The organism is Burkholderia mycopellens (assembly GCF_964265025.1).
Classification (GTDB): Bacteria; Pseudomonadota; Gammaproteobacteria; order Burkholderiales; family Burkholderiaceae; genus Burkholderia.
Window position 1 is genome coordinate 1,350,192 of record NZ_OZ183803.1, and the last position, 21,659, is coordinate 1,371,850.

14 protein-coding genes are annotated in these 21,659 nt (G+C 61.7%); 8 read left to right on the forward strand and 6 right to left on the reverse strand.

What is annotated here, in order from left to right:
- Positions 1-3: 3 nt before the first annotated feature.
- Complete coding sequence (locus tag ACPTTC_RS24340) at positions 4-6,051, reverse strand: alpha-2-macroglobulin family protein (RefSeq protein WP_423394252.1); 6,048 nt, start codon at positions 6,049-6,051, stop codon at positions 4-6.
- Positions 6,052-6,355: 304 nt separating this feature from the next.
- Between ACPTTC_RS24340 and ACPTTC_RS24345 the strand changes: the two genes are divergently transcribed.
- The 7 genes from ACPTTC_RS24345 (at position 6,356) to ACPTTC_RS24375 (ending at position 13,032) form a co-directional block, all read left to right on the forward strand.
- Positions 6,356-6,862 carry a sorbitol dehydrogenase family protein gene (locus ACPTTC_RS24345; RefSeq protein ID WP_226197683.1) on the forward strand — a complete coding sequence of 169 codons (507 nt, stop codon included), beginning with the start codon at positions 6,356-6,358 and terminating at the stop codon, positions 6,860-6,862.
- Entirely contained in the window at positions 6,862-8,481 is a 1,620-nt protein-coding gene (locus ACPTTC_RS24350; protein ID WP_124493636.1) for a GMC family oxidoreductase, read from the forward strand. The genes ACPTTC_RS24345 and ACPTTC_RS24350 overlap by 1 nt, the downstream gene beginning before the upstream one ends.
- A gap of 2 nt (positions 8,482-8,483) precedes the next feature.
- Positions 8,484-9,761 carry a cytochrome c gene (locus ACPTTC_RS24355; protein ID WP_175966417.1) on the forward strand — a complete coding sequence of 426 codons (1,278 nt, stop codon included), beginning with the start codon at positions 8,484-8,486 and terminating at the stop codon, positions 9,759-9,761.
- 185 nt (positions 9,762-9,946) lie between these two features.
- The gene (locus ACPTTC_RS24360; RefSeq protein WP_175953959.1) at positions 9,947-10,366 is read left to right on the forward strand and encodes a DoxX family protein; all 420 of its coding nucleotides are present in this window, start codon (positions 9,947-9,949) and stop codon (positions 10,364-10,366) included.
- Positions 10,367-10,429: 63 nt separating this feature from the next.
- A complete protein-coding gene (locus tag ACPTTC_RS24365) occupies positions 10,430-11,536 on the forward strand; it encodes a porin (protein WP_423394253.1) in 1,107 nt (368 codons plus the stop codon).
- Positions 11,537-11,891: 355 nt separating this feature from the next.
- The gene (locus tag ACPTTC_RS24370) at positions 11,892-12,806 is read left to right on the forward strand and encodes a phosphotransferase family protein (protein ID WP_423394254.1); all 915 of its coding nucleotides are present in this window, start codon (positions 11,892-11,894) and stop codon (positions 12,804-12,806) included.
- 55 nt (positions 12,807-12,861) lie between these two features.
- A complete protein-coding gene (locus tag ACPTTC_RS24375) occupies positions 12,862-13,032 on the forward strand; it encodes an NUDIX domain-containing protein (protein ID WP_423394255.1) in 171 nt (56 codons plus the stop codon).
- 390 nt (positions 13,033-13,422) lie between these two features.
- Here ACPTTC_RS24375 and ACPTTC_RS24380 read toward each other — a convergent pair whose 3' ends face one another.
- Complete coding sequence (locus ACPTTC_RS24380; RefSeq protein WP_423394256.1) at positions 13,423-13,965, reverse strand: cysteine hydrolase family protein; 543 nt, start codon at positions 13,963-13,965, stop codon at positions 13,423-13,425.
- A gap of 131 nt (positions 13,966-14,096) precedes the next feature.
- Here ACPTTC_RS24380 and ACPTTC_RS24385 point away from each other — a divergent pair, with 131 nt between their 5' ends.
- Complete coding sequence (locus ACPTTC_RS24385) at positions 14,097-14,270, forward strand: hypothetical protein (protein WP_423394257.1); 174 nt, start codon at positions 14,097-14,099, stop codon at positions 14,268-14,270.
- Between the two features lie 45 nt (positions 14,271-14,315).
- Here the strand turns inward: ACPTTC_RS24385 and ACPTTC_RS24390 are convergent, their stop codons facing one another.
- The 4 genes from ACPTTC_RS24390 to ACPTTC_RS24405 are packed head-to-tail and all read right to left on the reverse strand — an operon-like array spanning position 14,316 to position 21,033.
- On the reverse strand, positions 14,316-14,579 hold the full coding sequence (locus ACPTTC_RS24390; protein ID WP_423394258.1) for a PAAR domain-containing protein: 264 nt from the start codon (positions 14,577-14,579) through the stop codon (positions 14,316-14,318).
- Positions 14,580-14,620: 41 nt separating this feature from the next.
- Positions 14,621-16,285 (reverse strand): DUF6396 domain-containing protein, encoded by a 1,665-nt coding sequence (locus ACPTTC_RS24395; protein WP_423394259.1) that lies wholly within the window; start codon positions 16,283-16,285, stop codon positions 14,621-14,623.
- 1 nt (position 16,286) lies between these two features.
- Positions 16,287-18,371 carry a phospholipase D-like domain-containing protein gene (locus ACPTTC_RS24400; protein ID WP_423394260.1) on the reverse strand — a complete coding sequence of 695 codons (2,085 nt, stop codon included), beginning with the start codon at positions 18,369-18,371 and terminating at the stop codon, positions 16,287-16,289.
- Entirely contained in the window at positions 18,316-21,033 is a 2,718-nt protein-coding gene (locus ACPTTC_RS24405; RefSeq protein WP_423394261.1) for a type VI secretion system Vgr family protein, read from the reverse strand. The genes ACPTTC_RS24400 and ACPTTC_RS24405 overlap by 56 nt, the downstream gene beginning before the upstream one ends.
- Positions 21,034-21,659 lie beyond the last annotated feature (626 nt).

Here is a 21,659-nt window from a genome sequence, read left to right on the forward strand (position 1 = left end):
TCGTTACTTGCCCGGTTCCGCCGGCTTCACGGTCATCGGCGGGTTCGGCCACAGGCCGTACACGGACGGCGCGTAGAGCGCCTCGACGCGCGTCGGCGGCAACCCGAACGTGCCGACGTTGTTCAGCCGCACCGTGTACTCGACCGAGAATTTGCCCTTCGGCAGGTAGTCGTAGTACGCGCGGTAGCCGTCGAAGTCGCGCTCGATGAACGCCGGCCACGCGCCGTCCGGCGTCTTCTCGCCTTGCGTCGCGGCTTCGGAGTCGCGGCCGAGGCCCGAACCGAGGATCGTCGAACCGGCCGGAACCGGATCGTTGACGACGACCCACGTCATGTCGCTCTGCGCATCGATGTCGAGATGTACGCGCACGACGTCGCCGCGCGTCAGCACGCCCTTGACGGCGGGCGATACGGGCGTGACGGTCTTCGTGATCCGGTAGCCGGCCGCGAACGGTGAGCGCAGCGGCACCGCCGCGAGGCTTTCGATCGTGGCCCACGGGCGGCCCGTGCCGTCCTGCGTGACGGACAGCGTGGCCGGCGCCTGCGACGCGCGCGGCCACGGCAGCGTCACGCTGCGGGCCGCGGCGGCGCGGGTGGCGGGCGTGGCCGACGCCGGCGTGTCGGCGGGCGCGGGTGCCGATGCCTGCGACCACGAGATCGTGCGCTCTTCGCCGCCGAGCGCGACCTTCGTCGCGCCGGCAACCGGCGTGCTCTCGTAGGTGCGCGAGAAGCGCTCGACCGCGAGCAGGCCGAGCGCGTTCGACGTCGTGGTCTGCCATGCACCCTGGCGCTGCAGGGCGAGCAGGCCGGCCGTCACGCGCGGCATCTCGTCCTTCCACGCCGGGTCGCCCGCGAATTCCAGCGCGAGACGCGCCGCGTTGGTTTCGTTGCTGGTCATCAGCCACCACAGGTCGTCGTCGCGTGCGGTCGAGAACACGAGCTGCGTGCCCTGGTACGTGAGGCGTGCCCGCAGGATCTGTTCGACCTGTGCGCGTTTTTCGTCGCGTTGCGGGATGTCCTTCACGCGTGTCAGGATCGCGTGATAGTCGATCACCGCCGACGTCGGCCACTGGTTCGGCGCGATCTCGATCGAGCCGAGCATGCGGCCCTGCGCGGCGCCGTAGCGCGACAGCGCCTCGATCGCGGCCAGCTTGCGCAGGTCGCGATCCTGGCGCGGCGCCCACGTGTTGCGTTCGAGGCGGCCGTCGACGAAGCGCGCGAGCCCGGCCTCGAGCTGGGTGCGCAGGTCTTCCGGCAGCGCGAAGCGCGGGTCGAGACGGCTTGCCTCGTCGGACACCACGAGCAGGTACGACGACAGCGTCGCGCTGCCGGCATGCGAATCGTCGGACGACGGCGGGAAGTAGCTCGCGAGCCCGTCGCTGTCGAGATAGACGGGCATGCGTGCGATCAGCGCCTGCCATTGCGCGGGGTCGCGCAGGCCGATCGCGCGCGAGGTCTGCTGTTCGAGGCAGCGGTACGGATAGCGCTCGAACCAGCGTTTCACGCCGGGCAGCCCGTCGGCAAGCTTCGACTGCAGCGACACCGCGATGCCGCCGCGCGGCAGGCCTTGCGCGTTGTTCGCGGCGCCGGCCGGGGAGGCTACCGGCACCGTCAGCGTGCCGTCGACTTGCGCGAGCGTCGCCTGCTGCACGGTGACCGGCAGTGCGGGCACGACCTTCTGCGCGACTGCCAGTGCGTCGGATGCGCGCTTGCCGCCTTGCTCGGCCGCTTCGATGCGCCAGTTCAGCGCGCCGGCCGCGTCGAGCGCCTGCTCGGGCACGGTGATCGTCCACGCGACCTCGGTTGCCGTATTGGCCGCGAGCGATACGGTCTGCGGCGCGACATCGAGGCCCGTCACGCGCGGCGTCACGACGACCTGCATCGCGCGGTCGGTCGTGTTGCGCAGCGTGACCTGCGCGCGGAACGCGTCGCCTTCGCGCACGAGCGGCGGCAGGCCGGAGATCAACTGCAGATCCTGCGTGCTGCGGATCGACGTGCTGCCGGTGCCGAAGCGGTCGGGGCCGACCGCCGCGATCGCGACGATCCGGAAGCGCGTGAGCGCGTCGTTCAGCGGCACCTCGACGGTTGCGCTGCCGTTCGCGTCCAGCGTCACGCGCGGATTCCACAGCAGCAGCGTGTCGAACAGCTCGCGCGTTGGCGCGCTGCCGCCACCGCCGCCTGCCGGCACGGCCTTGCGGCCGAAGTGGCGGCGGCCCACGATTTCCATCTGCGCGGTGGCCGTCTCGACGCCGTACGCGCGTCGCCGCAGCATCGCGTCGAGCAGGTCCCAGCTGTTGTTCGGCATCAGTTCGAGCAGCGCCTCGTCGACGGCCGCGACCGCGATCTGCGTGCCGGCCGGCGCGGGCTGGCCGTTCGGCAGCGTGACCTTCACGTGCGCCTGCGCCTTGCTGCGCACCGTGTAGCGCGTCGCGTCGGTCGTCACGGTGACACCGAGGCGGTGCACGCCCGTACCGACCTTGATTTCGCCGAGACCGTAGCGGAACGCCGGCTTCGACAGGTCGACGAACGCGGTCGGCGCTTCATAGTGACGGCCTTCGCGCCAGAACGCACGCGCCCATTCGACCGGCGCCTTCCAGCCCCACGTGAAGAACGAGTACCACGGCACTTCGCGAATCCGGCCGCGCAGCGCGAGCACCGACACGTAGACGTTCGGCCCCCACGATTCGCCAACCTTCAGGTCGACCGTCGGATTCTTGCCGTTCAGCTCGACAATGTGCGTTTCCATCACGCCGCCGCGCTCGACGGCGACCAGCGCGGTCGCGTAGCGGAACGGCATGCGCACCTGGAAGCGGGCGGTTTCGCCCGGTTCGTACGAGGTTTTCTCCGGGATCACGTCGATCCGGTCGGTGTTGTCGCCGCCGAACCAGAGTTCGTCTTCGCGCGTGACCCACACCGACGTCGATGCATTCGACGTGCGGCCGTCGCCATCCTTGGCGACCGCGATCAGCTGCACGTTGCCGGCCTGTTCGAGCGTCGCGTCGCAGGCCATGCGGCCCTTGTCGTCGGTCTTGCCCGAGCACAGCACGCCGAGGTCGCGCGTGTCGCTCTTGTTGTCGTATGCATAGAAGCCGCCGACCATCCGCTTGCGCGACGACGTCGTGATGTGCGCGACGCCCTTGATCTCGATCGGCACGGATGCACGCGGCTTGCCTTGCAGGTCCACTGCCAGCGCCTGCACGGGCACGCGCTGGCCGACCGATACCCAGCGGCCCGCCTTGATGCCGGCCACGACCGCGGCCGGCCACAGGATCGTGTCGCCGCGAATCGTCTGCACTTCGCCGTTCGGGTCGGCGAACGTCGCTTCGAGCGCGATGCGCTTCGGTGCATCGACGTCGGGAAGGCCCTTGAGCGTGACCGAGCCCGCACCGTTGCGGTCGAGCGTCAGCGGCAGCTTGTCGGCGATCAGCTTCGTTGCGTCGGGATCGTTGTTCGACGCCGATGCGTTGTCGCCGTCCTGCGAATCGTCGTCGGCATTGCCGTCGCTCGTGTCGGGGCGATACGGCGTGAAGCTGAAATCCTCGAAGCGATCCGCGAACGGCGGCGAGGCCCACTTCATCAGCGCCGACACCTGCACCGGCAGGTTCGACGCGCCGCCGCCCGACACGTAGTCGATCTGCACCGCGAGCGGCGCTTCCTTCACGGCGACGAGCGGGCTTTTCTGCGCGTCGCGTGCGCCGATCGACCCCTTCAGCACCGGCAGGCGGAATGCCTCGACGCGGAAGCTGCCGCTGTAATAGGTGGCGGTCGGCGCGTCCTCCGGGCCGCCCTCGAGTTCGACGCTGTATTCGCCGAGCTTGGCGGCGGCAGGCAGCGTGAACTGCGTGTCCGCGCTGTGGTCGGCCGCCCATGTGAGCGGCAGCTTGTAGGTCTGACCCGTGCCGAGATGGCGGATCGTCACGCGCGTCGGGTATTGCGCAGGGAACGCGAGGCTCTGCAGCGTTTCGGCGCGGATGAAATGCTTCATCGACACGGTTTCGCCCGCGCGCAGCAGCGTGCGGTCGAAGACCGTATGCGCGCGCACGGTCCGCGCGCTATCGGTGTCGGTCGGCACGTTGAAGCGCCACGATTCGATCCCGCGGTTCCAGCCCGAGCTGACGAACGCCATGTCGGGGCCCGTTTTCGGATCGTTCACACGGGCCGACACGAAGTAGTCGTCGAAGCGTTGTTCCGAATCGGACGAGCTGCATGCGCGCTTCGATTCGAACGCGCCGTCGATCTTCAGCAGGCCCTGTGCGTCGGTCTTGCCGGACGCGATCTCGTCGCCATTGCAGTCCGACACGCGGATCTGCGCGTTCGGCACGGGCTTGCCCTTGTCGAGCGTCGTGACCCACACGAGGTTGTTTTCGCGGCCCTGTTTCAGGTGCACGGCGAGGTTGGTGACGAGCACCGTGGTGCGCACGTACATGCTCGACGGCTTCGCGAGCAGCGAGCGGCCGAGCGCGGGCGACGCGAGTTCGAGCACGTAGAAGCCGGGCTTGTCGATCGGCACGCCGACGACTTCGAACGGGCGCAGTGCCTTCGGGTCCGCCTTCGGCAGCGTCAGCGCCTGCACGCCGGGCTGGCCCTTGAGCAGCGTCAGCGAGCGCACGTCGATGCGGCGGTCCTGCGGCGCGGGCGCTTTTTCGCCGGCTTCGCGCGGTACGTAGACGGGGTGCTGGCCCTTGCGTTCGAGCAGGCCGGGAATCTGGCTGTCGATCGAACCGGCCGTCATCGACCAGTTGTCGAAGCGGTCGACCGTGCGCATCCACTGGCGAATCGCGGTGTCGTCGTCGACCTTCAGGTTCGAGAACTGCGCGCCCCGGGTGTTGAGGCCGTCGATATGCAGGTCGGCCTCGACGTTGCGCAGCGTGACGGGCACGAGCGCGGGCGAATCGGGTTCGGCGAAGCGCTCGACGATCCCGAAGGTGCCCGACGAGAATTTCGCGAGCGGCGGCATCGGCGCGGTGCGCGTCGCGAGCGGGAACAGGTCGGCGTTGGACAGCGAGCGGTCGGTCACGTCGCGCAGGCCCGACGGCAATTCGATCGTCAGGCCGGCCTGTTCGGGCAGCGGCGGGTTGAACGTGACGGTGGTGACTTCCTCGCTCTTGTCGTCGGCCGCGAAGGTCGGCGACAGCGAACCGTCGGGGCCACGCAGCTTGATCGCCTCGGCGTTCTTGCGCGAGATCGGTGCGTTGAACGACAGCGTGAGCGGGCGCAGCGGCGTGCAGGGCGCCTTCGCATTCTCGCGTTCGCACGAGAAGCTCGCGGCGAACGGTGCGCGCACGGTGAAATCGAAGCGCCGTTCCGTTTCGTTCGGGATCCCGCTCGGGCTCGTGACGCCCTTGCCGTATACGAGCTGCATCTTTGCGCTGGCCGGCAGCGCCTGTGCGCACGACAGCGTCAGCACGCGCGCGGCATCCTTCTTCAGGCCGAAGTGATCGAGCAGTGCGTTGCGCGCATCGTCGTCGGCGGCCGTGACGGGAATGCGGTTGCCGATGCCGGCCGCTTCGCACCAGATGTTTGCGAGCGCCGAGCGCGGTTCGGCCGGGCCGTTCAGCTTCAGCACGAACATCTGCCGTTCCTCGATCTCGCGCGAGCCGGGACGGACGTTCACCGGGAACGGGCCGCCCGTCTGGAACGTGAAGCGGCGCGGGCCGCTGGCCGCATTGCCGGCGACCGAGCGCAGCGTGTCGTTGAGTGCAACCGAGCAGCGCACGCCGGGCGGCAGGTCGTTTTCGAAATCGTAGACCCAGGTCTTGTCGTCGAGCCAGTGACCCTGGCCGCGCGCGGCCGTGGAATCGTTGCAGGTGACGCGCGCGGGATTCGGCGCGGAAGCCGAGCCGAACGCGACCATCGGTTCGTCGAACTTGACGACGGCTTGCCTGACTTCGGTGACGGTGCCTTGCGGCGACACGCTCACCGTGCGCGCCGCGCCCGCATGCAGCGAGAGTGCCGCGGCGCCGCCGAGCGCCGCGACGGCGCCAATGCGCCAGAGCAGCCGGGCGGTGTGGTTGGTTTGCGTTGCCTTGTTCTGTTTGTCGTGCTGCTTCATCGCTCGATTGCCCTCGGAGGGAAGCTTTCTGTTTGATTGCACGCGATTCTAACCGACCGACATGCGCCCGCATCGCGCCGCACAGTGTGGCGTCAGTGTGCGACATTGGCAGGCGTGCCGCAGATTTGTCGCGTCGACGACACAAAAATGCAGCGAAATGTCGATTGTCTCGGATTGCGGAACATTTAATGGACTATAAAAAGATTGTTCGATCCGCTTTGTGCGCGTACATTTCAGGTCCGCGCCAATGTTTGAGAAATATCAAGCGTGGTTTTCCCGAATCCGGTGTTCGAGAGAAGGAAACATGCACAACGACAACACTCCCCATTCGCGTCGCACTGGCGACGCAGCCTTAACAGGCATCACACGGCGTCAATGGCTGCAGGGCGCACTGGCGCTGACGGCGGCGGGCCTCACCGGCTCGCTGGCGTTGCGGGCCCTGGCCGACGATCCCGGCACCGCGCCGCTCGATACGTTCATGACGCTCTCCGAAGCATTGACAGGCAAGAAGGGGCTGAGCCGCGTGCTCGGCCAGCGCTTCCTGCAGGCCTTGCAGAAGGGCTCGTTCAAGACGGCCGACAGCCTGCCGCAACTCGCCGGCGCACTCGCGTCCGGTTCGCTGAATCCCGACCAGGAAGCACTCGCGCTGAAGATTCTTGAAGCGTGGTATCTCGGCATCGTCGACAACGTCGTGATTACCTACGAAGAAGCATTAATGTTCAGCGTCGTATCCGATACGCTCGTGATCCCGTCGTATTGCCCCAACAAACCCGGCTTCTGGGCCGAAAAACCGATCGAGAGGCAAGCCTGATGGCCGATACCGATACGCAAAAGGCCGACGTCGTCGTCGTCGGGTCGGGTGTCGCGGGCGCGATCGTTGCACACCAGCTCGCGATGGCGGGCAAGTCCGTGATCCTGCTGGAAGCCGGTCCGCGCATGCCGCGCTGGGAGATCGTCGAGCGCTTCCGCAACCAGGTCGACAAGACCGATTTCATGGCGCCGTATCCGTCGAGCGCGTGGGCCCCGCATCCGGAATACGGCCCGCCGAACGACTACCTGATCCTGAAGGGCGAGCACAAGTTCAACTCGCAGTACATCCGCGCGGTGGGCGGCACGACGTGGCACTGGGCCGCGTCGGCATGGCGCTTCATCCCGAACGACTTCAAGATGAAGACCGTGTACGGTGTCGGCCGCGACTGGCCGATCCAGTACGACGACCTCGAGCATTACTACCAGCGCGCCGAGGAAGAACTCGGCGTGTGGGGCCCGGGCCCCGAGGAAGATCTTTACTCGCCGCGCAAGGAGCCGTACCCGATGCCGCCGCTGCCGTTGTCGTTCAACGAGCAGACGATCAAGAGCGCGCTCAACGGCTATGACCCGAAGTTCCACGTGGTGACCGAGCCGGTCGCGCGCAACAGCCGCCCGTACGACGGGCGGCCGACTTGTTGCGGCAACAACAATTGCATGCCGATCTGCCCGATCGGCGCGATGTACAACGGCATCGTGCACGTCGAGAAGGCCGAGCAGGCCGGCGCGAAGCTGATCGACAGCGCGGTCGTCTACAAGCTCGAGACCGGGCCGGACAAGCGCATTACCGCCGCGGTCTACAAGGACAAGACGGGCGCTGACCATCGCGTCGAAGGCAAGTACTTCGTGATTGCCGCGAACGGCATCGAGACGCCGAAGATCCTGCTGATGTCCGCGAACCGCGATTTCCCGAACGGCGTCGCGAACAGCTCGGACATGGTCGGCCGCAATTTGATGGACCACCCGGGCACCGGCGTGTCGTTCTACGCGAACGAGAAGCTGTGGCCGGGTCGCGGCCCGCAGGAGATGACGTCGCTGATCGGTTTCCGCGACGGCCCGTTCCGCGCGACCGAAGCCGCGAAGAAGATCCACCTGTCGAACATGTCGCGCATCAACCAGGAAACGCAGAAGATCTTCAAGGGCGGCAAGCTGATGAAGCCCGAGGAGCTCGACGCGCAGATCCGCGACCGTTCCGCGCGCTACGTGCAGTTCGACTGCTTCCACGAAATCCTGCCTCAACCCGAGAACCGCATCGTGCCGAGCAAGACGGCCACCGACGCGATCGGCATCCCGCGCCCCGAGATCACGTATGCGATCGACGACTACGTGAAGCGCGGCGCCGTGCACACGCGCGAGGTCTACGCGACGGCCGCGAAGGTGCTGGGCGGCACCGAAGTCGTCTTCAACGACGAGTTCGCGCCGAACAACCACATCACGGGCGCGACGATCATGGGCGCGGACGCACGCGACTCGGTCGTCGACAAGGACTGCCGCACGTTCGACCATCCGAACCTGTTCATCTCGAGCAGCTCGACGATGCCGACCGTCGGCACGGTGAACGTGACGCTGACGATCGCGGCGCTTGCGCTGCGGATGTCGGACACGCTGAAGAAGGAAGTCTGACCGTGCGGAAATCTACTCTCACCTTCCTCCTCGCCGGCTGCCTCGCGCTGCCGGGTCTCGCACGCGCGGCCGACGCCGCCGATCCGGCGCTCGTCAAGCGCGGCGAATATCTCGCGGTCGCGGGCGACTGCATGGCGTGCCACACCGCGAAGGGCGGCAAGCCGTTCGCGGGCGGTCTCGGCATGCCGATCCCGATGCTCGGCAAGATCTACACGAGCAACATCACGCCCGATCCCGAGACGGGCATCGGCAACTGGTCGGCCGAGGACTTCGAGCGCGCGGTGCGCCACGGGGTGTCGAAGAACGGCGACAACCTGTATCCGGCGATGCCGTACGTGTCGTACGCGAAGATCAATGACGACGACGTACAGGCGCTGTACGCGTACTTCATGCACGGCGTCGAGCCGGTCAAGCAGACGCCGCCGAAGAACGAGATCCCCGCGCTGCTGAGCATGCGCTGGCCGCTGAAGATCTGGAACTGGCTGTTCCTGAAGGACGGCGCGTACGAGCCGAAGCCGGCGCAGAGCGCCGAGTGGAACCGCGGCGCGTATCTCGTCCAGGGGCTTGCTCACTGCAGCACGTGCCACACGCCGCGCGGCATCGCGATGCAGGAGAAGTCGCTCGACGAGACGGGCGGCAGCTTCCTGTCGGGCTCGGTGCTCGCGGGCTGGGACGGCTACAACATCACGTCCGACGCCAACGCGGGGATCGGCGGCTGGACGCAGCAGCAGCTCGTCCAGTACCTGCGCACCGGCAGCGTGCCGGGTCTCGCGCAGGCGGCCGGCCCGATGGCCGAGGCGATCGAGCACAGCTTCTCGAAGATGACGGAAGCCGATATCGGCGCGATCTCGACGTACATTCGCACGGTGCCGGCAGTCGCCAGCGGCGATGCGAAGCAGTCGCGCTCGTCGTGGGGCAAGCCGGCCGAGGACGGGCTGACGCTGCGCGGCGTCGCGCTCGCGTCGTCGGGCATCGATCCGGCGCGGCTCTATCTCGGCAACTGCGCGACCTGCCACCAGATGCAGGGCAAGGGCACGCCGGACGGCTATTACCCGCCGCTGTTCCACAACTCGACGGTCGGCGCGCCGAATCCGGTCAACCTCGTGCAGGTGATCCTGAACGGCGTGCAGCGCAAGGCCGGCAGCGAGGACGTCGGGATGCCCGCGTTCCGCCACGAGCTGTCGGATGCGCAGATCGCCGCGCTGACGAACTACGTGACCGGGCAGTTCGGCAATCCGGCCGCGAAGGTGACCGAGCAGGACGTTGCGAAGCTGCGTTGACGCGGCGCGTGACGAAGCAGGGCAATAACTGACAAGAGGAGGAGCACAGCACATCGGGTTGTTGCCCGATGCCGGTTGTTGCAGAGCGGGGCGGGCGGCGCAGGCGGCCGCCCGTCCTGGTTCATTCGCAATCCGGTGCGCGGGGCGGGTTCCCGCTACACGCATCGCTTTCGTTGATCGACACCATGACACCGAATCAACCGTTTCTCGCGTCCCAGCGCGATGTGCTGCTGCTGCTTGCCCGGATCCTGCTCGTGATCCTGTTCATCATGTTCGGCTGGAAGAAGATCGTCGACTTCCCCGGTACCATCGCGTTCATGGGTTCGGAAGGCGCGCCTGCGCCGATCATGTCCGCCGCGATCTCCGTCGTGATGGAGCTGTTCGTCGGGATCGCGATCCTGGTCGGCTTCCAGACGCGCGCGCTCGCGCTGCTGCTGGCGCTCTATACGATCGGCACCGGCATCATCGGCCACCACTTCTGGAATATGACGGGCGGTGAGCAGATCAACAACATGATTCATTTCTACAAGAACATCGCGATCGCCGGCGGCCTGCTCGCGCTTTGCGCGGCAGGCCCCGGGCGTTTTTCGATCGATCGCGGATAAACGGACCCGGGGCGCGCGCATGGGGCACGCGCTGGAAGGTCGAGACTCCGAGGGGGCTTCATTTTGCGACTCAAACATTTCGCATGGCTGATCGCGGCCGCCACGCCGGCGGCCGGTTTTGCACAGACGAGCGTGACGCTGTACGGCCGCGTCGACGGCGGCATCGAATACCTGAACCACATCGCGAAGCCGAACGGCGGCAGCGGGACCCGCTGGAGCGCCGAAAGCGGCGACTGGGGCACCAGCATGTTCGGGCTGAAGGGCATCGAGGATCTCGGCGGCGGGCTGTCGACGGTCTTCAACCTGGAAACCGCGTTCCAGGTGATGAACGGCCAGACGGGCGGCGGTCGCATGTGGTCGAGGCGCGCGTATGTCGGGCTGAAGAGCAACACGTGGGGCCAGCTGCAGGCCGGCCGCAACCTGTTCATCGACAGCGACGGCGTGTGGGAATTCGACCCGTTCGTGCAGCAGGCGTTTTCGTCGGCCTCGCTCGTGCGCGGCCGCAACTGGCAGCAGACCAGCAACAACATCGAGTATCACAGCCCGGTGATCGGCGGTTTCGACGTGCAGGCGCAATACGCGTTCGGCAACCAGTCACGCGGCTTCAACTACGGTGCGGCCGACGATTTCGGCCGCTCGGACGGGATCATGATCTCGTACCACTCGCCGCTGCTCGACGTGCGCGGCATCTACGATGAACTGCGCGACAGCAACGGCAAGTTCAGCAACATCTTCACCGCGTCGCGCGAATATTTCGTCGGCGCGAACGTGAAGGTGTCGAAGTTCAAGATCCAGGGCGCGTATACGCACTACCAGGCGCCGGACAGCCCGGCCGGCGTGGCCGATCGCGCGGATCACTACTGGCTCGGCGCGACCTACACTGCGACGCCGCAGTGGGCCGTGACGGGCGGCGGGTATTACGTGAAGGTCGGTGACGGCGGCGGCGATGCGTCGCACGATCCGTCGGGGCACGCGATCATGTATGTGCTCGGCACGACGTACAACCTGTCGAAGCGCACGTTCCTGTACGGCACGGTCGCGTACGCGCGCAACGGCGGGAATTCGAACTTCTCGCTGCTCGCGACACCGCGTGATGCGACGTCGGGCACGAGCCCTATGACGGGCGAGTCGCAGACGGGGGCGTATGTGGGGATGATGCATACGTTCTGAGCGCGAAGGGCACCGGATGCACAAAAGGCACGGGTTTCCAACCCGTGCTTTTTTACGTTTACAGGGTTTGCCGGTCTGGCTTCGGTACATCGCACCGGACTCAAAAGACGTGATACGAACAAGGCAGAACGTTCATCCGTTGTTTTGCAGCCACCGGTAAAGCGAGCTCGGTAGTTTGCATTCGCTAAATTTCTTTTCCGGGCCAGCAAATGCTGGTGCGACACGCATCGGCCGCTCAACTCCACGAAACGGCTGTATTCGAGTCCCGGGAAAACCACGCTCAGGCTTCACCCGTTCAATGGATCGTTGTGTAACCTTGATCCTCTTCGCAACGCTAATATGGAATCTTTTTCACATGAAGGATCTGGCCGCATTGGAAAAACTCGTCCGGGTCGACAACCTTAGGCTGGTTGTCGAGCGGGATGGCACGTTCGTCGCCGAGGCTCATACCTCGCAAGAAAGGGTGTTCGTCAAGGCGACGACGGATAAAGCGGCTTTCGACCGGCAGTGTGAAATCCTGGAAGCGCTCGAAGCGAGTTCTTTCGCACCGAAAATATTGGGGAAGGCCGCTTGGGACGACTATGGGGTCGTCGTCTTGAGCGCCATTCAGGGCAATCAGCTTGATCAAGTTTTGAAACGGGCCGGACGGGAGACGAAACTGCGGCTCGTTTCGGCTGCCGGTGCTGCTTTAGGGCAGCTTCATCGTGCGATCACGCCATCCAGCTTGTCGGGGATGAAGTTCTGGCAGCAGCGTGATGTGAAGCTGGAGCACCCCGTCGAGTGGCGTACTCATCTTGAGGGGATGGTTTCGAAGTGGATGTCACGCCTGAACCGGGCTGCTCCTGACTACCCTGAATACTGCGTCCAACTGGATCGACTGCTTCATTCCGGCGCCAACTTGCGTGAACCATCCGATTTCCGGCTCCTGCATTGCGACTACATCGGAAGAAATATCCTGGTCGACTCCGACGATAGGGTTTCCGGGATTCTGGATTTCGAAGCTGCACGCATTGGAGACGCAACCTACGATCTAGCGAAGATCGTCTGGGTGGATATGGATTTTTCCGATCAAACGCTGCGTAGCGCCTTTCTCGCAGGCTGGGAGAATACGTACGGTGAGCAGGTTTCTCGAAGGGAATTTCTCTACTATGTTGGTGTGCAATGCCTGGCGGCGATCGCGTGGACGGACAAGAACGCGCCGCTCGACAACGCAAACGTATTTCGATCAACGGCGATCCGCACGTTGAGCGACGTGGTTCACGAGTTGTAATTGACTTTCAGTTGGCATGTTGCCAGGTTAGAGCGGTTCCGACGGGAAAAATCACGTGCCAATCAACAACAAGGTACTGGTCTATCTTACGTGGCGAGATAGCTTGCTCACTTTTACACAACCCAGGTTCCCGGAAGCCGGAAGGCAGGTGGTTGCCGGCACGATGAACCAGGGAGAAATGCCGGTAGCCGCAGCGCTACGCGAGCTTCGAGAGAAAAGCAATTGAATTCAGCTTCCGGCAGCTTCCCCTTTTGGGAGCAGAAATCACGCTGATCGGCGGGCCCGATTTCTTCTTGCCCATGCTGAAACACTTCATGCGCGAGCATTCGGATGCGTGATTGAACAGAGACTGATGCATGAAAGTCTGCATCGTAGGTCCGTCGAGGGACATGAGCAGATGAGAGCTTCCAGAACACCGTCGACATGACCAAGGTCCCATGTCGCATCGACAAGCGGTTCACCGAATATCTGTCTCCAGACGAGGCACTCGCGAGGAAGGTCGTTGCAGTTCACGACGCTTCCTCGTGCATCAAGGTAATCGGTGCGGGGGATCTTTGCTGAAACTATTGCAACAGTCAAATGCGCTCGTAATGTGTAGTCTGGCGACTGCTGCGGATCAAAACACGCACTGCTCTGTCGTCGTCAGCGTTGCAAACGGCCCACTAAGCGTCGCATTGTGATGCGCGACGATTCGCTCGGCCGGCAGTGCCGGCGTGTCCATGCAGGTGTGCGCGTCGGTCACGAGTACCGCGCGAAAACCATGCTCGGCAGCCGCGCGGCACACCGTGTCGATACAGTACTGGGTTTTCATTCCCGCGATGACGATCTCGACGATGCCAGCCTCGCGCAACCATTCGGCGAGCTGCGTGCCCGCGAAGCAACTCGACTGTGCCTTGTCGAACACGATGTCGCGCGTGGTATCGATCGCGAGTTCGGGCACCAGTGCGGTCAGCGGAGAACCGGGTGCAATCGGCGAGCCGGCGGGCCCGGTGTGACGCACCGCAAATACCGGTGCACCGGATTCATGCGCTCGACCGATCAATCGGTTGATGTTCGCGAGCACGCGTTCGCCGTCGTACGGACGCTCGGGGCCGTGAAACAGGCCAACCTGCATGTCGACGACGAGCAGTGCGCGTTTCGGGGAAGAGACTTCGGGCATGGCGTTTCTCCTGAGTGACCGATGCGAACGGAGAAACGACAAGACCCCGTCCGGAACCGGCGGGGCCTGTGAGGAATCGGTGGCGCTACGACCTTGCGCGCACTCGCCGCACGAGCCCGCCGAAGGCGGTCGTGCGCGTCGTGGTCGAGGTGGTGGTCGTGACGTGGCGCATGCAGCGATCATGCACGATGCGCGCACACCACGTCAATCGCGCATCGCGCATCGGCTACCAGTCAGTCGAGTGCCTTCCCGGCCTTCTCATCCGCGCAGCGCACGGCGAGCAGCGTCATCGCGCAATCGTGTGACTCCTTCTGTCCATCTCTTACGGGGAGGCAATCATTCTGTAGCAGTTAGGACCACGACGCAGTGCTTGAGCGGCTGACCAACGTGCAACCGCATGTCGCACGATGTCCGTGCAGCGCTACTGGAGCGCCACCGATCATGCCGTTCACATCGCCTTCAGCGATGGCCTGGGTTCCATGCTCTAAACACACGACCGTATCACCTTTGCGAGCGATTGCCTTGCCATCTACAACGTCGGCATTCGAACCAGTCGTAACAGTGCCGCCATGTGGCGTGAGCATATCACCCACAACGATGACTTGACGAACCATTCTTCCCTCTCACATGAAGTAGCGCTGCGGTCCCTGCATGTTTATAGACCAATCGCCTGGATGCCCGGCATCCCGGTTTCCGCATTTGGGCTGCCGAGGTACGTCCACTTCACATCTTTCATGCTGACATCAATAAAGCTGTCACCGGCATGGGGAAATGTTTGCCCTTTCTCGACGAACGCTTGCCGATCCCACCGGTTGTACAACGTTGCCATCGGATGTTCATCGTCCACACGACTTTCCCATATCCCCGTCTGCGGGCAACGCTGCTGACCGTTACACTGGATTGGCAATGCGAGTTCAGGGACTTCGCGTAGTAGTCCGGTGTCAATCATATGTTTCAGGAAATCGTCGCGTTGCGGGGGGAGGGCATAAGCTTCGCCAAGGTAATGCCACTGTACCTGTTCGGGGGCTAGCCAGTCGAACAACGGTGCACGGAAGTGTTCACCGATCTGGTAGTGTTCCGGCATGTTTTGACGGGCCGGGATCAGATCTGCCTTGGAGGCAGATGGCGGGCCATACAGCGCAAGCCAAAAACCATTGAACGGAACCGGAGCGTTGCCCATGACGACTGTCGTGCTTTGTTCGCGCGATGCCACGGCATATCCGGACGGAATAAATTCTCGGCCTTGGAGTGCCGCATTCTTCGGCGGTTTTGGCGGGGTAGTGACAGCCTTTGCGCCATCGATCAATGTCTGTACATTACCGTCCCATTTCGGCAACGGTGCGGGTGGCAACGGAAGTACCTTGTCAAGGTTCGGCAGTTTCAGGCGGCCCTGATAAAAATCGAGCGCGTCTCCGAGCTTGCTGTAACGTTCAGCGCGTGCCTTGTCAATACGACCGACCAGATTGGTGCCATCGGTAAGATCCATGCCGTCGAATTCCGTAAACAATTTGTTGGCACATTCAGCAGAACCTAGCTTGACCCCTTGATGAAGAACGTTAAGTGCGCGCAGTTTCGCTTCGGCAGTTTGCGGTCTCGCATAGACATGTCCTAGCTCTTTCGCGGCATTTCCATATCCTTGCGCGAGGGCGCACTCCAGCATTTGTGTCGCGATCGGCAGATTGCCCCAGAATTCACCGCCCGGATCATCATATGCGGCATCCGTCTTCGTTCCAATAAATGTTTGTGCGGACGGGCTACCCATATCAGCAGCGCGCTGGAAGAAGGCATACGCGCTCGTGGCGTCGCCACCTTTAATCAGTCCATTTTGATGATAGATTCCCATCATATCGTAGGCATCGGGAACACCCAGCTTCATCGCTTTTTCCACCCACCGAATCGCAATCTCAGGATCATGAATCGGCACCCCCTGACGATTGCTCAATATCAGCGATGCGATATTGAGCATTGCTTTCCAGTGATTGCGCTCGGCAGCCTGTGAGTAGAGTTGGTAAATCCGTGGATAGTCGCGCTTGTCATAGTCAATGTTTGGATCATTAAGCGACAATGCTTGCTGAAACCACAATTCAGCCTGGGGGTCGACGGGCGGCACGTGTTGGTCCTGATACACGCAGGTAAAGGTCTTGCGATGTGGGCTGAATAACGGCAGTTTTTCGTAACGTGGCAAGTCGGACATGGATGCACTCAGCTTACTGGTCTGGGCTGTAAATGGGCTGGCCTGAGAATCAATTGCCAGCAAGCATAGGCTGGCGAATAGAATTCGAAGAGCAAGGTCGACAATATTCGTGTTGGATCGGTTCATCTCAGACGTAGGCTGTAGTTTCTGACGTCGACGGAACAGTGACTTGGGCATGCATCGTACCGGTCGCGCGATGATCCTCGAAGGGCAGAAGAAATCCCTTGAGTGCTGTCTTGCCTGCTTTCCATACATCGCGATTGTTATCCATACGCGCTACCCATCGTTTGAACATTGAGGGAATTTCTTTATAGTCGCCGCTGCCAGTGATGTCGCCGCCAGAATGAAGCTTGAATATTTTTTCCCGCAACGGAGCAGCATAGTCCAACCCGGTTGCGCCGATGTTGATCTCACTATCTGCCGTCATACTGCGCTGATTCATGTTCGCGCTTCCGACCGTGATAAATACGTCGTCAATGATCATCAGTTTCGAGTGAATGTAGATTTCACGGTAGGCCATATCCTGATCGGGAATTGGCCCGCTTGCGCGCAGTCGAGCAACACTGACCTTGATTCCATATGTAGATGCCAGTTCCTGGACGCTCGGATGATCGAGAACTTTGATTTGCGACGTGACAGGACCCACTCCGGTATCACGTGTGTACGAAACGACTTTTGCGTCCGGATAGTCCTGAGCCCGATGATTTTCCTTGTCGTAGGTCCCCTGGTTGGACATTGCTGGATTGTTCGCTGTCGGATCGCTCGCGCCGAACTCGGTCAGCATGTCATAGGTACGGGGAATCATTCCGTCATCCTCGGGGTGTGGAATGACGATAAACATATACAGGATTCCCATCTCGCTACTTGGCCTCCCGGCCTTTTCAGCCCAAGCCTTCCAGTGATCTTGTCGTATCTCTTTTAGTTTCTGGGCGAAGGTCGGATAGAAGAAATACTGGTTCTCCATGTAGATGTAGTTGCGTGCCCAGGAACTCGCATGAATGTAAAGTTCCTTGATCGTTTTATCATGGTCTCTGGGATGTGTGCGAACGATCTGCACTGCATGATTGGGATCGCTGGGCACTTTCTGAATATTGCTCGGTATCGCCGCAAGCTCTGGCATACGGTATGAATCAGGGGCGTAGTGATTCCAATCCCGTGCAAAATTGTCATATACCCGCTTCAATGCGGGGCCGAACAGGCGGCATGCATAATCCTGATAGGGCCGGACATGTTTATAGCCCTTCGTGGGCGCCTGCCCCAGCGTTGCCTCCTCATGAGCTTGTTCTGCACCCAGTGTCTTGCTCGTCAGGATTTCTCGCAAGGGATCATCGATAGCGTGCGCCGTCGTGTCCCAGTAGTCGGTCACGGAGTTCAGCCCCATCACATAACCGACCGCTTTGCAGCCGTTGTCGTAGTCGTAGTCGATTACGATCGGTTTCTGATGATGCGTCGGATAGTCGGTCATCAGAGGACGTTCATTGGTTGGCAATGCGCCAGTTTTCGGCTTGAATTCCTCGTCGGACAGCGAGTATGTGGCGTCTGCCGAGTCGACAGAGCGGAACGTCACAAGCAGATTTTTGTTCTTGCCACTGCAATCTCCCTTGGGACGGTGCGTGTTCCACCACTCGATGCAGTATTTCTGGCGCTCCTTGCTATCGTAAGGAGATTTTGATGTGCCAACGATAAAAGCGGCTGGATTCGTAAGCGGATTGTGCCCGGTGTCGGAGTAGCCTGGGACGTTGTTCTGTTTGGCCGATGCCGTTTCTTGGTACCACACCATTAACCGGACAGTGACACCTTTGCTCGCGACCTCTTCAAGCAGCTCGCCATACGTCTGACCACGAGGCCACTTTGCTTTTCCTTTTTCGCGGATCAGTTCCATCCCTGGGTCGAAGCCCCAACAGCAAAGATTGACGGAATCCTTTGCAAGTTTCAGGTCATTCGCGATGTTCGCGAACCCTTCTTCGCCACAGATCAAGAATTCGAGGTGGTTTTCATAGGTAATTGGCGCGATTTCCTTGCGCGTTTCCAGCAACCATTGTGCCGATGACTTTGCAATGCGTGACTGTTCGTCAATCGCAACCGTTGCTGGATTCTGGGAATTCAAGGTGCTGTCGACCACGTTCAGGTCCTCTTTATCAATGGGTAGGATGCGGTTAGCCGTCGAGCCGTTCGCCCCGATTGGTCCGCTGGTCGGTATGGTCAGGGTCACCCTCGAGCGCGTCCTTGACTTTTAGGTCGAATTGCCCGCCGTTGGCGAGTTTGACCTGATAAGCCGGCGTACCGGGCTCATGGTCTTTCACGACGACACGTCCGAATTCGTCCGTCACCCCTTGTCCGATCTTTGATCCGCCCTTGTACAGATCGTACGGTTCGCTCACGTATTGATGTGCTTCCCCTGGTAATGCCCCCAACGCGAAGTGCAGTTGCTCCTTTTCTGGTGGCAGTGCCGGAATATTCGGCATACTAACGCTGTCCGGTCCGGTGAGCGTGCGAGTTGCCGAGTGGACCTCGAAGCCACCCGATGTGCCGCTCTTGATCTGTCCCGCTGTCCAGCGGGTGTAGCTGCCACCACCATTGATCTCAACTTCCTGCTGGGCACTTATGGTGATTTTATTCGCTGTCACCGTCACGTTCAGTTTCGCCAACAGGTTTATGCTGTCCTTCAGCGCCTTCACGTCGATATCGCCCGCTGCCGCTACCAGCCGCATGCCCGCATCGGCGACGAACAGGCGCAACGCCCGACGCGCGCTTGCGAAGAAGCCGCCGCCAGTGCTGATCGACATGTGCTCGCCAGCAGTAATGGAAGTGCTCTTGCCGCTGCTGACGTGAATCAGTTCCGGCGTGCTGGCGGCGATACCGGCCGGACTTGCGAGCACCAGATGCGGTTGCTCGAATTGTTTTAACGCGCCGCCCCCCTGAATGCCTTTCGCCTGTGCTTTCAGCGTACCGGCAACAGCTTTCTGTTCGCCATCTTGCGCGCCCGCTGATTGTGCGGACTGTGCGAGGTTCGCTGCGATGTCCTGTGCGCTTGCCAACTGAAGATTGACTTCATCGACGCTGAACGCGTCGCCGGTCGCACTGGGTCGGCGGTGGGTCGACAGTAGTAGCCCCCGTCCACCACGCACGGCAGCATTCCCGTCGGTACGCAGTTCGACTCCTTCGCCGCGCTTTTCGCCGCGACCAGCCGGTTCGCTCACACGCGTGATATAGCCAGCGTGGAGTCCCGACTCAAGGTGGTCGCTGCGTATCTGTGTTTGAACTTGCCCTTGTGTATCGTCCTTCAGCCAGACGTTGTTTTGCACACCGCCGATTTCTTTGCTGACAAATCCGGATAGTGGGTGCTGGTCGGGCAAGTTCCACTGTGGTCGATTTGCGCCGTTCCCGACGCGGGCCGTGATAATCGGTCTGTCCGGATCGCCGTCAAGAAACGATACGACAGCTTCGTCGCCGATTCTGGGAAGCTGGATGCCGCCGAAACCTCTGCTCGCCCACGGTTGCGCTACGCGTACCCAGCACGAGCTGTGCTCGTTGCGCTGGCCGATCCGATCCCAGTGGAACTGAACCTTAACGCGGCCCAACTCGTCGGTGTAAATTTCCTGGCCCTGTGGCCCAACAACAGTCGCTGTCTGCATTTGCATGACAGGCTTGTGGTGTTCGAATGGGCTGTGGAATGGAACAGCTTTCCGTTGCGCTTCGATTTCGACGAAATAAAATCCCGTGGAGCCATCCGGGTGAGTGATGCTTGCGGCTCCCGCCGTGTTCGCCAGCCGGCTTTGCAGGCTGCCCGGCAAATCAGCATGGTGGCTAGACCCCGGAAGATTGTTTTCGATCAACCAAGATGATTCGAGAACCACGAACTGGCGTCTGGCTGAGGAATCCAGATCGTGCTCTGGATGGCCGGCTAATTCGAACCACCGCCCGGCATCGACCCCGCGCGTGCCGCCCGTACCATAAAACCGTTTTGCACGCGACTCCCATTCCTCCATCCGGATCTTAGTCAAGTGCTCGCCGCGATTGTCCTTCAGGTATGTATAGGGACCGGTATATTCGTAGACTTCAAGCTCGTCGGGTAACTCGTGCGACAACGTTGGCACATGGGTGCCCTTCGGATTGGCGAGTGAAGATGGACTCTTGTAGTCAAACGTTCGGGTGGAAAGCACAGCGCTATGCAGATTTCGCATTCCAGACCAGTGCAGCAGTGCGTCGACCTCGGTATGTATGCCATCACGCGAGAACGGCACCGTCTGTGGCACGAGCGGCTCACACGTGCCCAGAGTGTCGGTAATTGTCAGCGTGTGTGACCTGCCGTCCTCGGCCTGTCTCCAGATACCAAAGAGGCCTTCCGCCTCCATCAGCCGGTGAACAAAGTTCCAGTCGTCTTCATATTGCGTGCAGTACGAACGCGGTTCAAGGGGCTTTGAAATCGCGAATCCAAACTGGCCTTTCGCCTGGGAATGTGCGTTAAATACGTCGCTCAGGATTTGGTCGACTGTTTTGTCCTGCCAGATGCGTTGGTCGCGGCGGAATTTAAGAAAATTCAGCCACGACGCAAAGCGGATCTGGTAACTGGTCAACCCACCCTCCGACCCCAGTCGCCTGACCGAATAAACGTAACCGTGGCGGGGGAGGTAGGATTGATTGGACTGTTGAAGCCAAAGGGTGACAGGCTGACCAATCAACTGCTTCAACTTGATATTGCTATTGGTTGATTGGACGTCGAGCGTGAATTCAAAATGTCGGCCAATACGTGACCATCCGGCGACACGTTGCGGTAACAGCACGTCCGAGCCGAGGGGCGTATCGAGCTTGACCAGTCTCTCATTCTGGATCAGGCCGCCACGAATTGCCTTCATAATGTCCTGTGCACTCATGTTCCGTCCCTTTATTATATTTACCCCGTTTGTTGTCATTGATTTGACATACCGGGTTTCGGATTCTACAACCTCCTGGCCCGAAGATTGCAAGAAATGGAAAATGCGGAGCTTCGACGCTCTCTTTATGCGTTCGGGCATGCAGAATTTGAGTGCGATCGGCTAGAAGATGCGCCCGAAGGGAGGTTGCACTCACCCTCGGGATCGAGCATGGCAAGTTGGGTGAAGGTCAAGATGTCCGTGTCTCGGTCGATTGCAATGGCGTTGCGTGAAGGGATCGCGTCGAGCGGCAGGCAGATATCGCCATATAACCAGACATTGTGCGCGGCTTGGCGCGAGTCGAATAGCCCGGTCGCATTGAATAGGCGTCGACGTATGCTGGTGTGAGCGGATCGACGGCGATCTGATGGATGGCTGCAGGTAACCGAAACGGGCAGGTTAGCCCTCAATGCCTGCCAGCAATCGGACTTGGTGCGGCTTAGATGCAAAGGTGGGTTTGAAGCGAGTGATAAGGGGCGACCGTGGATTATCGGAGGAGAATTGAGGATGCTTGCTGGGGCGGATGATGCTCGGCCGTTGGAGCGGCCCCTTGTAGCTCCGGACGCTAGGCGTGCGCGTCGGTCACG

What these genes read in the sequence shown, in the direction of transcription:
- ACPTTC_RS24340 (WP_423394252.1), bottom strand. Translation starts at nt 6,051, where the DNA reads ATGAAGCAGCACGACAAACAGAACAAGGCAACGCAAACCAACCACACC.
- ACPTTC_RS24345 (WP_226197683.1), top strand. Translation starts at nt 6,356, where the DNA reads ATGCACAACGACAACACTCCCCATTCGCGTCGCACTGGCGACGCAGCC.
- ACPTTC_RS24350 (WP_124493636.1), top strand. Translation starts at nt 6,862, where the DNA reads ATGGCCGATACCGATACGCAAAAGGCCGACGTCGTCGTCGTCGGGTCG.
- ACPTTC_RS24360 (WP_175953959.1), top strand. Translation starts at nt 9,947, where the DNA reads ATGACACCGAATCAACCGTTTCTCGCGTCCCAGCGCGATGTGCTGCTG.
- ACPTTC_RS24370 (WP_423394254.1), top strand. Translation starts at nt 11,892, where the DNA reads ATGAAGGATCTGGCCGCATTGGAAAAACTCGTCCGGGTCGACAACCTT.
- ACPTTC_RS24380 (WP_423394256.1), bottom strand. Translation starts at nt 13,965, where the DNA reads ATGCCCGAAGTCTCTTCCCCGAAACGCGCACTGCTCGTCGTCGACATG.
- ACPTTC_RS24390 (WP_423394258.1), bottom strand. Translation starts at nt 14,579, where the DNA reads ATGGTTCGTCAAGTCATCGTTGTGGGTGATATGCTCACGCCACATGGC.
- ACPTTC_RS24395 (WP_423394259.1), bottom strand. Translation starts at nt 16,285, where the DNA reads ATGAACCGATCCAACACGAATATTGTCGACCTTGCTCTTCGAATTCTA.
- ACPTTC_RS24405 (WP_423394261.1), bottom strand. Translation starts at nt 21,033, where the DNA reads ATGAGTGCACAGGACATTATGAAGGCAATTCGTGGCGGCCTGATCCAG.